General features: G+C 34.1%; 16 protein-coding genes. 1 reads left to right on the top strand and 15 read right to left on the bottom strand.

The features are described from left to right. Positions 1-503: 503 nt before the first annotated feature. Positions 504-1,103: a hypothetical protein gene (locus tag AAFN64_RS10505; RefSeq protein WP_347760395.1), complete on the top strand. Its 600-nt coding sequence runs from the start codon at positions 504-506 to the stop codon at positions 1,101-1,103. Positions 1,104-1,295: 192 nt separating this feature from the next. Here the strand turns inward: AAFN64_RS10505 and AAFN64_RS10510 are convergent, their stop codons facing one another. The 15 genes from AAFN64_RS10510 to AAFN64_RS10580 form a co-directional block, all read right to left on the bottom strand. After that, a complete protein-coding gene (locus AAFN64_RS10510) occupies positions 1,296-1,955 on the bottom strand; it encodes a hypothetical protein (protein WP_347760396.1) in 660 nt (219 codons plus the stop codon). Positions 1,956-2,076: 121 nt separating this feature from the next. Next, complete coding sequence (locus tag AAFN64_RS10515) at positions 2,077-2,631, bottom strand: hypothetical protein (RefSeq protein WP_347760397.1); 555 nt, start codon at positions 2,629-2,631, stop codon at positions 2,077-2,079. Between the two features lie 70 nt (positions 2,632-2,701). Continuing rightward, entirely contained in the window at positions 2,702-3,262 is a 561-nt protein-coding gene (locus AAFN64_RS10520; protein WP_347760398.1) for a hypothetical protein, read from the bottom strand. Positions 3,263-3,517: 255 nt separating this feature from the next. Continuing rightward, positions 3,518-4,639 (bottom strand): hypothetical protein, encoded by a 1,122-nt coding sequence (locus AAFN64_RS10525; RefSeq protein WP_347760399.1) that lies wholly within the window; start codon positions 4,637-4,639, stop codon positions 3,518-3,520. Between the two features lie 87 nt (positions 4,640-4,726). After that, entirely contained in the window at positions 4,727-5,590 is an 864-nt protein-coding gene (locus AAFN64_RS10530) for a hypothetical protein (protein WP_347760400.1), read from the bottom strand. 79 nt (positions 5,591-5,669) lie between these two features. Further along, positions 5,670-6,242, bottom strand: a complete 573-nt coding sequence (locus tag AAFN64_RS10535; RefSeq protein ID WP_347760401.1) for a hypothetical protein — start codon at positions 6,240-6,242, stop codon at positions 5,670-5,672. 65 nt (positions 6,243-6,307) lie between these two features. Next, positions 6,308-6,967: a DUF1629 domain-containing protein gene (locus AAFN64_RS10540; RefSeq protein WP_347760402.1), complete on the bottom strand. Its 660-nt coding sequence runs from the start codon at positions 6,965-6,967 to the stop codon at positions 6,308-6,310. Positions 6,968-6,990: 23 nt separating this feature from the next. Continuing rightward, a complete protein-coding gene (locus AAFN64_RS10545; protein WP_347760403.1) occupies positions 6,991-7,671 on the bottom strand; it encodes a hypothetical protein in 681 nt (226 codons plus the stop codon). 64 nt (positions 7,672-7,735) lie between these two features. Continuing rightward, entirely contained in the window at positions 7,736-8,461 is a 726-nt protein-coding gene (locus tag AAFN64_RS10550) for a hypothetical protein (RefSeq protein ID WP_347760404.1), read from the bottom strand. A gap of 45 nt (positions 8,462-8,506) precedes the next feature. Next, a complete protein-coding gene (locus tag AAFN64_RS10555; protein WP_347760405.1) occupies positions 8,507-9,475 on the bottom strand; it encodes an SMI1/KNR4 family protein in 969 nt (322 codons plus the stop codon). Between the two features lie 51 nt (positions 9,476-9,526). Beyond that, positions 9,527-11,185, bottom strand: a complete 1,659-nt coding sequence (locus AAFN64_RS10560) for an ankyrin repeat domain-containing protein (protein WP_347760406.1) — start codon at positions 11,183-11,185, stop codon at positions 9,527-9,529. A gap of 98 nt (positions 11,186-11,283) precedes the next feature. Continuing rightward, positions 11,284-11,868, bottom strand: a complete 585-nt coding sequence (locus tag AAFN64_RS10565; RefSeq protein ID WP_347760407.1) for a T6SS immunity protein Tdi1 domain-containing protein — start codon at positions 11,866-11,868, stop codon at positions 11,284-11,286. Positions 11,869-11,993: 125 nt separating this feature from the next. Then, positions 11,994-12,908: a DUF4274 domain-containing protein gene (locus AAFN64_RS10570; RefSeq protein ID WP_347760408.1), complete on the bottom strand. Its 915-nt coding sequence runs from the start codon at positions 12,906-12,908 to the stop codon at positions 11,994-11,996. A 46-nt stretch (positions 12,909-12,954) separates the two neighbouring features. Next, a complete protein-coding gene (locus tag AAFN64_RS10575; RefSeq protein ID WP_347760409.1) occupies positions 12,955-14,103 on the bottom strand; it encodes a hypothetical protein in 1,149 nt (382 codons plus the stop codon). 15 nt (positions 14,104-14,118) lie between these two features. Next, on the bottom strand, positions 14,119-14,670 hold the full coding sequence (locus AAFN64_RS10580) for a hypothetical protein (RefSeq protein WP_347760410.1): 552 nt from the start codon (positions 14,668-14,670) through the stop codon (positions 14,119-14,121). Positions 14,671-14,891 lie beyond the last annotated feature (221 nt).

Raw genomic sequence — 14,891 nt, forward strand, 5'->3', positions numbered from 1 at the left:
CAGAAATTAAAGAAATAATATTCCCCAACCTGCACCACTCCCAACTCTCGGGTATCTCAAACGGTATCTCCTGATCAATACATTTTACGGTTCCGTCAGCGAACTTCTCGTAATATGATTTATGGAATGTTTTTTATAATAATTATAAGTTTAATTCACAATTAATTTTATAGTATTTTTATTATAAATAGCAACGTGATAGAATGGATATAAAAGTTATTACTTCCTTCATTAACAGTATATTGTTTTTAATTGCAATGATTTTCTTGATGTCACGGATTACACCCGAAGCTTTAGCCGAACTGATGAAGTAAATCTGCGATATCGGTCCAAGCAGACGAAGTAAATCTACACTATCTAGTCACGGATTACAAATCCGCGCTATCGGTCATCGGTGCGTAGAAATTTTATGTAAATTAGCCCGGAACATTATTGCTAAACCTCATTGTCCGTTCACTAACTCGTGTCGTACGGTAGCGCGGGAACCAAATACATTAAAAATCATGAATTACACATTAGAAGACGTAAAAAATTTTATTTTAGAATTTACTGAATTAGAATATCAGTTTGGATTAGGTCAATTTGATAACTCAATAACAGATGAAGAATGGTATGGTTTAATTGCAAAATTGGAAAATTGTTACAGTGAAGAATTTGGCTATTACGCCATTATAACTGCATATAGAGATGAATCTTTAATGACCAAAGAATTATATGATAATAAAAAGAATAATCTTAAAAAAAGAAGATTGTTTTTAATTCGAAAATATGAAAACCCTAAATTGGGTAAAGGCATCTATAATACGGATTCTAGTGTGGTTTTTTCTGGTTTCTTAGGAGCAGGATCAAATAATCTGAGGTCGGAAATATATCAGAGTAATTTGAGTGTTGGGATTGTTAATGGGGAATTAAAAATAATAACCGAAAGAGATCTAAATTCTGAAAAAAGAAGAAATGAAGAAATTATCGAATGGATATATAGTGAAAGATCGAATGTCTACACTGAAAATATCACGATAAAAAAGGATGGTACATTAATCGAAACATTACGCGTTTTTGAACCGGAGCATCCAACCTGGATAGCCGACTACAACGAAGGATAATCTATTAATTTTTAAAAGCGGAATTTCTAAAATTGAAATTCCGCTTTTTTATGGTTGCAAATCCATGATATCGGGGTTATCTAAAAATAATTGTTTATTGTCACGAATTACACCCGAGGCTTTAGCCGAACTGACGAAGTAAATCTGCGACATCTAGTTGTCACGGATTGCAAATCCGCGACATCGTGTAGTTTAGTTAGCAATTAATTTGTTGTCTTTATAGTAATATTTCCTTTTTTTCATTTTTACATAGCCATCCATAAATTCAACTTTAAAACCCTCTAAGTCCTTCAAGTTCATTAGATTTTGTGCTAAAGTTGTCCTATCTAAATTGATTAGCTTTAAAAGCTGAAGCTTATCAAAATCAAATAAAATATAGCCATTTATTATCGTCGCCTGCGTTTGATTACAATCGGGACAACCCACTCTTGTATAGGAAAACTTTACAATTAATTCTTCACTTTTAAAGTTGTCGAGTTTACATCTTTTTACGTCAACAATTTCCAGAGATGGTTCGGTTATCATCCTATACGCCTTACTTTTCTCCTTTGCATTTAAGGTATCCATAACATAACCACTTGAAAAGAGTTCATAGACGTGGAACACTTCGTTATTTTTAATCGCAATGGATAGTGTTCCTATTTTGTTGTCAAAATTTCGTATTAAATACGCTTCTGGCTTCGTTATGGAATCAATTATTTTGTAAGTATGGATTTCATTTACGGGTATTGATTTCCCTAATGTTTCAACATTTTGGAAACGTAATTCTTCAGTAGAAAACGCCGCTTTATTTTGACTGAAAACAGCATTCAACATGAAAACAAACAGCACTGTAAAGTAAACCTTTTTCATTTCGGATTTTGATTTAGTTGATTTCGATTGCGATAGTAAAAACGTTCTCAGATAACATCCTTACAAAAGACAAGTGCAAAATTTACAATTTACGTGCCATTTTATAAAATCTTTGGTATCGTTAATTTTTTACTGTTCCATTTTCATATTGAAACTCTTGAATCGTATTGGATTCGTTTTCTATATCATGAAAAAGCATCGTTCCATTTCCATTACTGATTGTTCCGCAATCCAGTAGGTTTTTATGGCTGTCAAAACACGATTTTATTTCCATCAGCTTACCATCGACATACCAACGTTCGGTATATAAATTCCCGTTTTTATGGTACCATTTCCATAATCCGTTTTGTTTGCCATCGACCAGTTCTCCCATTCCCATAAATGATCCGTTGTCAAAATAGTACTTCCAAATTCCATTTTGTTTGCCGTTTCGGAATTCCCCTTTTTGATGCAACTTCCCATTGTCGTAGAAATAGCTCCAATCGCCATTTTTCTGATCTTTTACAAACGTTCCAACAGCATCTACTTTTCCCTCTTTATAAAACGTCCACGTTCCCTTTTTTAGTCCGTTTTTTAAATGTCCTTTGCCTTCTTTTCCGTTTTCGATTATGGTTGTTTGTGTTGTTCCACAAGATAGTAGTACTAAAATGGGTATAAAAGTTAGTGCTTTCTTCATTAACAGTGTATTGTTTTTAATTATAGATGGTTTTCTTGATGTCACGGATTATAAATCCGCAACATCGGTTTTATTCTGCATTATAATCAACCAAACTATTCGTTTCCTCAGGAGCCTGATATTTTTCAACAGCTATGAGTTTGCCGGGATTTTTTACCTGATTTATTTTTAAATCGTGTGAGTGGCGCCATTCAGGGACATCACTTTCATAGCGTATTTTATATATGATTTTTAAACCCTCATTTGTTTGTGCTGCATAAAACACTGTAGCATAATCAAGTGGTAAACCATTATTTTCTGTATAACTCGTATAGCACGCAAAAAGTTCATCTGTAATTAACCATCTCGCTAATCCTTCTCCTACTTCCGGATTTTTGTATTGTTTAATCTGAAATAAGGTACGTGGAACTATTTTTTCATATTTCTTTTTTGCGTAAATTATATCATCATCATCAGTAAATTCATAACCTGTTCTCTCAAGACTATTTTTTGCAATGGAATGAAAATACAATTGCATTCCTGTGTTTAACTCGGATACTTCATCATCCGTTTTTTCAACGTCCCATTTTGTTTTAAGACATTTGTTTTCTATACAAATGTAATCTTCTATAAATTTTTTAATTTCTTCCATATTTTTTATTTAACTACTTCCGTTTTTCTGTTCCGATACTGCAAACTTTGGAGAGATGCGTTTTTACCTTTCTTCTAAAAGTGTAAAATAGCGGCTATACTCTTTATCCGGGAAAGCTTTTTGAAGCGCTTCCAATGCTCTTTTAAGGTTTTGATAAATACCATCTGCTTTTAAATCGTCTGCGGATTAGTACTTTACTCATTAACAGCGTATTGTTTTTAATTGCAGCGGTTTTCACGATGTCACGTTTTTTTATCAATGATTTTCTTTTCTTAATTCCATTTGAATTGTATCTCTATTGAAAATCATTTTCCATTGCATCGATTTGTCTTCAAATTTGGAAATCAGAACAGGAATTGTGTCTGGCTTTTGTAGGCTTTTTTCGTACGAAATGACTTTTAAAATGTTTTTGTCTTTATCATAATGATACTTCATAAATATTGACGCACTGTCAATATACATATTAGGGTTCGGACAGAATAACAATTTTCCCCGTTCTTCAAAGTATAATAATTTCCATGCTAAAGTATCTTTTTCCCAAGCTTTTTCGGAAACTATTTTTCCATTCCGTGTCATTTTTTCAACTTTCCATTTGCCGAAATATTTTTTTGATTTCCTTACATCATAACTGTAATAGAATACGAATGCGAATGGAATTAATATACATAAAAAACGTATTAATTTACGTACTGTGTTAGTACCCACAGAAGGCAGTTTGCTTTTATAACTACTAAAAAAAGCAATGATATCTTCTTTTCTTTCCAATGATAAATAGAATAATCCAAAAACCATAATTATTGATATGAAGGTAGTTAGTGGACCAATTCCATAAAATATATTAATTAAAAGTATATTTAGTTGAACCGGTATAAGTGTAATTACGCCAAGCAATGTGGTACGTCTGAATAATAATAAAACACTTCCAATTATTTGAATTAAACCGATAATAACAGTTAGCGTATAGGAATAACCATAATATTTCCAAGTAAGTTCTTGTCCATTTAATGTATTAACTAACGAGTCTTCAATATGATAGGAAAATGCAAAATTGACATCAAATAATTTTTCGAAACCAAATGTAGCAAGATATAGAGCAAGCCAGTATCGTAGAATTGTAGTAAGCCAAATAAAGTATTTTTGAGAATCAATCTTATTATTTTTTTCGTTACGATGCCAATAAATTGATAAGCCTAATGAAAAAAGAATTCCAGTAACCAAAGATGACATTCCAAATGGAAGTATATATTGATTTAGTTTATATGGAAATAGTGGTAATATAATATGTAGGATTGAATCAACCCCGCCTACAATAGCTAAAAAACTCAAAATGAATTTTGAAACCCATTTTCTTTTATTTTGTGTCTGTCCTAAATTCATAGTTAGTTGTATTTTAATTATTGGTTTTCTGTTTGTTTTTTGGTAAAATGGGGCCTAAGAAAGTTATCCGTTTTTATCTGTAAAAACTTACTGTATCAATTGTTTTTGACCTTTTTCAAACGATATATTGAAAGTCTTAAGATGTGAATTTAAGGTGTCAACATCACATTTCGGACAAATTGTTTGCGGTTTTACTTTTCCGGTTAACTTTATTTTATTTTCGTTACAAACGGTACATTCCATTATGTTATCATATTTATCTGATGCAATATGAAAGGGTTCAAAGTCATAGCATTTAGCATTTGGCAAAGCACCTTTTAGATAGGCTATTTCTTCTACCTTAAAGTTTATTGCCAAACCAAGCTTTTGTAAGTTTTTGAGATTTGCAATTAATAATAAGTGGTTTTTATTTACCGAAACATTTTGCAGATCCAATCTGAAAAGGTTTAAATTTTTTAAAAAATTTAAATTCCCTACTTTATAGCTACTGGAAACACCTCCTTCAATTCTTAAATTATTTAAGGTCGTAAGCGTTTCTATTTCATCGTAATTAACCAGTTTTTTGTTATTTAGTAACGATAGATATTCTAAATGTCTAAGGTTTTTTATCCCTTCTAATGATTCTAAACTATCAAATCCATCAATATTTAAATAGATAAGGTTTGGAAATTTGATGAGAAAATCCAAAGACGAACAATCGTTACAATTGATCATTAAATACTTTACGGATGAAAGTAACGGAAACTCATTAATTTGATCATTTGTAATTCTAAAACATTTTATGGTTTCAATTGACTTAAAATTTGAAAGCAGATTGATATTATCTGCATCTTGATTTAAACAAATACCTTTTACATTTTGATCATAATCTGTAATTTTTAAATCATAATTAAATGACGCTATTGAATTGTGAATATATTCTCCGTATTCTGTTATTTTATTTTGTTCCATAATTTTTATTAGCGTTTCTGATGTTTCGCAAAATAGTTTCTAACGCACCCGATGTCATGGATTTACCGTATGAATGTAATTACGCGTAAATCTCAAGTGGTTTTAGTGTAATTTTTGCGGTATCGATAGTCGCCGTTTTTTCTAAGTGCATATAGAATTCCATCCAACTCAGTACGTTTTCGTCTTTAAGCGAATAAACATTTATTTTCCACGTGCCAACCGGTAGGGCTATCAAAGGCAATTCATATTTAAAATATTCGTCTTTGGTTTTCTCGAAGCCCGGGTTTAAAATATTTTTAAGCGTCAACGAGCTGTCTACGAATGCTTCTAAATCCCCTTTATAATGATGGCACATTTGCGTAAAATCGGCATGAGAAATTGCCCGGATTTCATCCCCTTCGTCTACTTTTAAATAGTTGTACGAATCGTGATAGTCCCACATATCCAGATCGATTTCATCCGTATCAAAGGCAAAATTTACTACTTCAACAGCTTCATCTGTGGTAATAATATGTACTATTCCTTGTTGTACTAATTCGGATAATCCTTCCGGATAATTATAATCAAATTCTTTATCCGAATAATACGCTTTACACTTGGTAATATTGGCGAAAATAAGTACGCCTTCGGTATTCAATCCTTCCAGAGTCATTTTTTAGTTTTGTTTTTATTAAAAAAATCATTTTTGCTTGAACCTCATCGGGTATATTATACGATTTATTCGTTCGTATAAAACTCACAGACAATGCGGTCATCAAACCAAACACCTGTAATTCCGGCTGCTTCTATGGCCATTTTAAGCTGTTCGGAAACCAGAATATTGATATCGTAGGGAGCACAAAATAAATCCGGAGCTTCCTTTAGACATAATTTTCTGGGACGTAAAAACGGATCCCTTTGCTCTTCATTTTCTACAGTAACCATTTGACTTGTCTTTAAGTCTTCAAATACCGATTGCTTAAAATCAACAAGATCTGTTTTATGAATCAAATTCAGATAATGAAACTGAAATACTTCCGGTTCTTTTCTTTTTTTAAATTTTTCATCGAACGGAGCAAGTAACTTACAATTGTAGAACCGACAATCTTTTAAGGTAAAATTCTCTACAAGCGTTTTAAATTTTTCATTTACGAACATACCGATATGTCCGCCAACACCCGGCATTTCTGCACTGAGTACATCTGTCCGTTTCGCTATGTTTTTTAATGTAAAATTATCAAGGTTAGGTGCCTCATCCGGAAATTTCCGGAAATCCAATACTTTATCATAATTATTCGCGACTTTCCAATAACGTCTCGGCGGTTCCAATTGTGGCCAACAGCCCACTTTTTCCCTTTCCGTAGCCTCATGAAGGCTGTAATAAACTAATTTTTTCATGGCTTAAACGATTATTTTTCGTTTTATCTTTCCTCTAAAAGTTTAAAATAACGGTTATAGTCTTTATCGGGAAAAGCTTTTTGTAAGGCTTCCAATGCTCTCTGAAGGTTTTGATAAATACCATCTGCTTTTAAATCGTCTGCGGATACTTCGGTAAAAAGATACTGCCAATCGGCTATACCCAATAGATCCAAAACCGCTTCGTAATAGCCGTTCAAGGTTAGATTGGTTTTATACGCCAACGCTCTATTGATATAATAAATGGTCGGTTCATTTGGTGGTGCGACACCCTTTTGAATACTGTAAACGGCCAATTTACCATCGCCTATTTCCGGACGCGTATCGAATATACGAAATGTCTTCCACAGTGCTATTTCTTCGGGTGTTTGTCCTTTAAACCAAAGTTTTTCATCATACTCTAATAGCGATAAACCGGAATACAGATTTTCCATATGAAATTCTAACTGAGAAGCAAAATCAGCTACTTCAAACCACGCATGAAAATGAATCTTGTCAATATTTAAAACATCCACAAAACGCTCCGATACGTGTTCGTAACCCAGTTTGGTAAACTTCTTAATCCTAAAGGCAACCGTCTCCTCATCAGGAATAAAGATTTTAGCGTTTATATTTACATCTTCTAAAAAATCGGATTTTGTTGTTGTTTCTAAATTTTGAAACTGTTCAGTTATTTTAAATGCCATGTTTTTATTTGTAGTTTAGATTGTAAAGAAGATTTTATTTCTTCCTGGTAGCGCTCTATTTTTTTTACTTCTCGTAATATTGATATTCCGTAAACAATACGTTTTCAAATTGTTGTTTGTCAAGACCGTTGTAACTATAAACGACAGTAGGATTTCCATATTGGTCATATTTTTGCACTACCTGTATTTGATACGTAATCGTCTTTTCTCCGTCTTTGTAATCGGTTATCGTTTCCTTAATTTCCCATACTTTATTTTCCTTATAAATCCGTTCAAATTCCTGTGTTACCTGAATTTCATTTCCATTTTTAAATACGATTTTGCTTAGTCTGTAGTCTTTATCTAAAGTAATAAGGGTTAAATAAGGACTTTTATCTGTAGCGGCAATAGTATAATGGTAATCATCCGACCAATCGTATTTATAATTCAATTCCGTTGTTGCTTCATCATTAAAATGCACTATATCTTTGAAAGTAATGGCTCTCCCTTTACCGGAATAAATGCTCAACGACTCCGATTTGCCCAATTCACCCATATCCCATTGATCATGTATTTTCAGTGCATTACCTTGAATATCAAATTGTTTTATCATTTTTCCGTAGTATTTCGTTTTATCTGTCGGAATGTTTCCATTTTCTACTTTACAGACATACGTAGTTGCCTCTTTTACAGAGCCTTCGAGTCCGAATTCAAATTTCTGAACGTAGTCGGTTTTTGGACTTTTCGTACTTTGTCCGTTACAGGAAAAGAAGAGTTGCAGGAATACTAGGAGTATTATTGTTTTTTTCATACTTCAATTTAGTGTTTTTGGTGGTTAAGGTTGTCTTCAAACCTACTATACGAAACGACTTTTTTCATGGATTAAATCTATTACTTCCTGCATTTCGGGAACGCCACCTTCCAATGTTCGCTGCGCTACCTTTAATGCGGTCCATCCATAGTTATCTTCTACAGTTACATCTGCTCCGTAATGAATAAGCAACTTTGCCAATTCGATTTTGGGTGCCGGTTTATTTACTGCAGACATGAGTAATGTATCTTTATCTTCTCTGGCTTTTTCATCGGCATAATCGGGATTGGCACCTGCTTCGAGTAGTATTTTTGCAAAAAGAACAGCCAAATCCGAATGGTTGTCTCGTACATGATACATCGCTCTTCCAATGGTGGCTCCTTTATCTAATAATGCCTGTAAAACGGTACTATCGTTTCCGAAATTAGCAACCCGTTCCAAAGCGGTTTGTGTAGAATCCTCTAATGGTTCATTTACATCCCAATCGCTGTTGATCAACGCTAATTGCTTTTTGGAATCTTCACCACCAAATAAATTCAATAAATCCTCTTCATCCTCTGTTATGGGTTCTTCATACAGTGAATCCAGAAAACCCTGTAAGTTTTTAGCGATTTCATAAATGTTTTTCTCCCAGGGTTTTTCATTTTCACTGACTTCACCTTCGTGGTACCAGAAATAGATTTTACCAAATTTCTTTTCGTTTTGTCCCATCAGAATGAGATTCCCCGATACGTCGGAAGCAATAGCAAAGTAATGACCTGGGAAGCGATTTCTTTTGGTATAGGTAGTTTGTATATAGTCCAGACCACGCAATCCTTCATGAATGCCAAAAAACGCGTGAAAACCGAACGCACCTGTCATCTTTTTAACTTTAAACGTATTTTTAGCACCGGTACTTCCTCCGTTTTGCTGTAACAAAAAGGCTTTGTACGGTTCCGGAATGGTGCTATTGTTGCGTTCCCATTGTATTATTTCTGCCAAGGTAAGCGGACTATATTCAGATGTGCTATTCATTTTAAGTATTGCTAGTGTTTTCTTATCAATTGTCTATAAAGTGTTTACTTTTTAAATAACGGTCATTTCGCAATCGAACTTCTTGAATTGTAATGCAATCGCTTTGATGTCTTCTTCACTCTCGGCACTGGTCAAAAACAACGGTTTGTAAAAAATAAACTCCCCATCTATTCTTTCGTAGCTTTCATCCATTTCCTTTTTAACGGTGTGAAAGAATCGTACTGCTTCTTCCTTGTCTATCTTTTTTATTTGCTGAATCAAATCAACCACCGCCACTTCGTCGTTCCCTCTTGTTTCGAGAAACAAAGAATAGTTGCTTCTATTTCCAAGTACGACGTTATGATCCGTCAGAAAGGCACGTGTTTCATCATTCAACGCTACATTTAACGGCGTTCCTCCGCTAAAGGTTTTGGTTTCGTAATGCGGCCCCTCTAATGTTTGGTTTAAAAAGGCTCCTTTTTCAGACAATAATTTTAAACATTCGAGATTTCCCTTCAAACTGGCTTCGAAAACAGCCGACCATTTTTGGTAGTTGGGATTAAACTCAGGCGCATTTTTAACCGATTTCTGTTTTAGCAGGTACTGTAGCATTTTTGGATCTTCTGCAAACTTGGCAAGTTCCGTAGTTTCCATGTTTAAAATTTCGGTATCAAAAGTAGCTCCGGCGGCCAACAACAGGTCTATAACTTTCTTTATTTTGGGCTGATAGCCTTTTCCATACGCATTTCCATTCCAGCTGCAATAACGAACCAACATTCTGGTCAGAGGCGAGTTACCCATTTTGTTTTTGCTATTCACATTGGCACCACGACTAATTAACAGACTGCAATTTTCAGGATTGGTATCGGTACCGTAAATCGGTGTATCATCAAAATTATCTTTGATTTCGATATCCATTCCCTGATCCAGCAAAAACGCAATAAACGGAATGCTGTTATCCTTTTCAACCGCTTTGTGTAATACCGAGTTCTGGTATTGATCTCTAAAAGTAAGATCAGCTCCATGATCAATAAGCAACTGACAAATTTCTATCTTTTTATCGTTATTGGATACTTGTGCTAATTCAAGTAGGGGTACAAATCCATATTTGCAAGCTTGATTGACCGTGGTTAGCTTCTTTAAAATTTTCTTAATCGTTGTCACATTTCCGCTTTCGATCGCAGCATTTAAATCGCCAATTAATGCGGATTCGTCTTTTTCATTAGATTTAAAAACAACATTTTTTATAGCCTTCTGAAAAGCAGCATTACTCCAGTTTTCCTCTGCATATTGTACAATCAATGCTTCCACACTTGGATCCAGCGTATAATATTCGTCGCTCAATTCGTTGTGCAACTTTTTTAGTGTTTTATCAAAACCACTCACATAAGCATAGTCGCCATAAAAGGATGTTCTGTGTTTGTCTGTCTGGTGAATAAAATCAAGGAACTTTTGTACAATTTCCAAGCCTTTTTCACTTTTGATATTTTGCAACACTTCAATCAGATAATCGGTAGTAAACCCTTCGCCCAGATTAGAGAAAAGCTGTTCAATGCCTCCATTTTTAATTTCCCCGTCGATTCGTATTGTCAGCCAGATTGTACGTGCTATTTCATTCTGTTCTTTAAACCGATCGGAAGAAAGGCCGATTTGATGGTGCATATATTCAAACAACGGATAAAGGTTTGAAATGGAATAAATAGGTATATTTTGATTGGATATAGTGTTCATTTAATTCGTGTTTTTATTGGTTTGATGTCATTGCGTTTAAAGCCAGAAATGAAACTTTTAAAATAGAAATTCCGTTTTTAAATAAAGATAGGAATGGCTTAACTAAAAGCGTTTGCCAGTAGTTCTAAATTCGCTTTTAATTTTACTTTTTGTATGTTTCTAATATCTTCATCCCCGCCATTAACTAAGGCTGGAACAAATGTTAAACACTCGTCTATGGCTACGGGTCCGTATTTATCAAGTGCAGGTAGCTCTATGTCTCCATACCACTCATCTTCCATATAAAGCCTACTTCCTGCGTATCCTTCTAGAAATCGATTTAATTTATTATCAACATATATATATTCTTCTGTTTGTATGTTGTAAAAAGCAATGCACTTTTCATTATCAACCTCCCCAATTAAATAAAAATTGCCCATTGCCGTTTTTGCAAAAGGCATAATAGATTGATTTTTTAATTTTGGAAACTCTTTTAATAATGTTTCATAATCAAGAGGATTTATAAAAGAAAATAGCCCCTCCATGAAAACTGATTCGCCATAATGTTCAAGATATTCCAAAAGAACATCACTGTCGATAAGAGTGGCTAATTGTGTCGCATATTTTATTTTTAAAGTTGCGATATCTATTAAGCTAATTTTTTCAGGTTCATTCAATCTATCTATAAAATCTTCATGTATCATTTTATATCACTTTTTTAGGTTTCTTATGAATCTGTTTTTTTTATTTATTGTCGTGACATCAGGCAGTTAAAATCTTTGATACGAGTAAAAAGTACCCGTTCCTTATAAATCACTATATTTTTCTATTACGCTTTAAGAAATTTTTCTATTACTTTCAAAGCGGCTTCATTATTGTTTTCCTTGGCTAAATCTATTGGAGTTTTTCCATCTGTATTTTTGTGTTCCGGGTTAGCTCCCAAATTGAGTAATGCTTTTAGAAAAACAGGCCCGAAATAATTCTTCCATAATTCGGGACTGATTACTAGTTGGTTGTGAAGGATATTATTTCCGTTGGGAGCTACATCATTAATATCGGCACCATATTTAACGAGTAATTCGATAAGTTTGGCACTTTTGCAAGTAATACACTGAAAAAGAATAGGTTTTGAAGTAGAACCCAAAGGTTGTACCTTAACATCAGCTCCTTTTTCCAACAAAAAAGTAACCAATGGAATGGTTCTTTTGTCATAATTCCGCAACGCTTCAATTAATGGATTACTATCCATATAACACAGGTTCAGTAAATCAGGATTTTTGTCTAATCTTTCCTTTACCTCCTCTAAACTCCCTCTGCTTTTGCAGGCATCTATCAGATATCTTACTTCTATGTAATTTTTTATAATTACGTTACCGGCTGTTCCTTTTGTAGGCAGTAGCAACTGTGGTGGAATTTTCTTTAAAACGGCAGCGTCTTTTGGAATACGATCTTCGTCTGGTGTGTAACTGATTGTTTCTGAAAAATTATTTTCAAGTAGCCGTTTTTCCGCCTCTTTCATTAATTTGTCCCCCTCAAGTTGCCAACCTTCAGGAACATCGGCTTCGGAGTTGTATCTGCTATAGTAAAAATTAGGATCCGCTCTCCAATAAATCATCAATGCAGTCGCTTTGTCACAATCTTTTTTGTCTAAAACCTGGTATAACCAATCCAAACCATTATCCCAATTATAAAGTTCAGTTCCTGCAAAAAGCTTTTCTTGGTGAGTAAAATTATGTGAATCCATGTTGCCTTTATTTTTTAATTGTTTTAAATCTGTTTTGTTTTATGAATTAGATTTTGTCTTTATAATGATTATAAAACTCCAGTTGATCCATTAAAACTTCATTGATCTCTATCCAACCATTTTTTTCTGACAGGTCGATTGCCTGTTGCCATGCTTTTTCTACAATATCCAAACGTTCTCTCCTGCCGCCCCAATAACTCGCACTTATCAAGGCCTTCCATGCCGCAACTGGGTCTTTGTATTCTTCTTCCAGACGCGCGGCGGCGGCAAGGTGCTTTTCTCCCGTATAGCCATAGTATCCCTCAAACTTGATGGTTTCTGTGGCTTCAAAAAGCGGGTGCTTTTGTACTTCTTCCGGAAACATGGCATATTTGTCTTCCCATTCGGAATCAAACACCTCAGCAATATCCCGAACAAAAGAACCAGAATTCCCTAAGCTTATCACATACTTATGAAACCCGTTAGTGTCACAATCGAAACCATGGGGCAACTTGACACAATGCCAATAATGTGGCCATTTATATTCATCTTCCATGTTGAGTAGTTCATATGCTCTATTGGCCAGAACGTTTCCTACATATTCATTCCAGAGACCATAATCGGCATGCTCATAACTGGGAAAATAGGTTCTTTTTTCCTTCAATTTCTCAAACAGTTCAAAGGCCTTCTTTTGTTCGGGCGTATCATAATAATGATCCCAAAATTCTTTGAAAAACGCATCCTCAAAATTGGCCGCGTCTTTCAACCGTTCCTGATTGGCTTCCGAGAGTAAGAACTGCTTTAGGAAATCGAGGTCTCCGCCGCCCAGATAATCAAAAAAAGGCTTCGATAGAGTAACGGCTCCTTCTATCTTATCCTGAAGTTCGGCTATAACTTTTGGTTTGCCCATAAATTTCAAGTAAGACATCGGAATGATGGCCTGTAAATTTGGTGCGAATGTATAACATTCTTGGTAGGTCCCATTATAAAACACTATCGGAGATTTTTTTAACGGCTTTTCGGGCGTTAATCGAATGGCTAATATATTATCCGAATAAAAGCCCAAAGGGACAACCGACCAAAATCCCATTTTCAGAAGAGTAATCAGTTTTTCATTTTCATCCTCATCCTTAAATTTGAAGAGAAATGCACGGTCGCTCTCTTTTTTGTCCTGGTATATTTTTTTTAAATCTGAATGTATCTTGTTTATTTCCATAATTAATTCAACAAATTATTTATCTTTTAAATACTCTTTAAGTGAAAAATCATCGCGGTCATCTGGTTCTGAATAGCGCTCAGTAGCAACAAACTTGCCTAATTTTTTGATGTCTAAATCGGAAGGATTATAAACATCTCCACTCCACCCCATCACAGCCATTGTGGAACGACTTAGCTTTACTCCCATTGTTCCAATGATTTTAAATTCGTCATCAATTTCACTTATAATAAAACCATCTACAAGAAGACTTTTATTACTTTCACTCCTCGGGTTAATAATTGAAACATAGGCTACCCATATATCCCCATAAATTTTATTTTTATAGCTACTGAGTTTGTATAAATGACGGGGTTTATATGTTACCGGGTTTTCATCTAATACTAATTCCTTCTTATAATAAATTCCAAAACCTTCGTCAAGATCGTCAATAGCCATAGCATATAGTGCTTTAATGGATTGGTTATAATCATCCAAATCTGTTAATTGGCGTTTTGTCCAGCATTCGGCTTCTTTATCTAAAAATTTTAAAATAAATTCTTTTATGTTTTCTACTGAATAATTCATGGTTGTTACTTTATTTTCTCTCAGTCATGCGAAATTTAAAATAATAATTTTGATATTTTTTAACCAAATCTTTATTTATTTTTCAAATACGCGCCAAGTGAAAAATTATCACGATTATCTGATTACAATAGTGTTCTGTAACAACAAATTTTATCATTACGGATTGCAAATCCACGATGTCAAGTTTAGAACCATCGTTAGCCTTTGTCCCAAAAAAAAAA

The sequence above is a fragment of the Flavobacterium sp. CAU 1735 genome (assembly GCF_039888695.1).
Taxonomy (GTDB): Bacteria; Bacteroidota; Bacteroidia; order Flavobacteriales; family Flavobacteriaceae; genus Flavobacterium.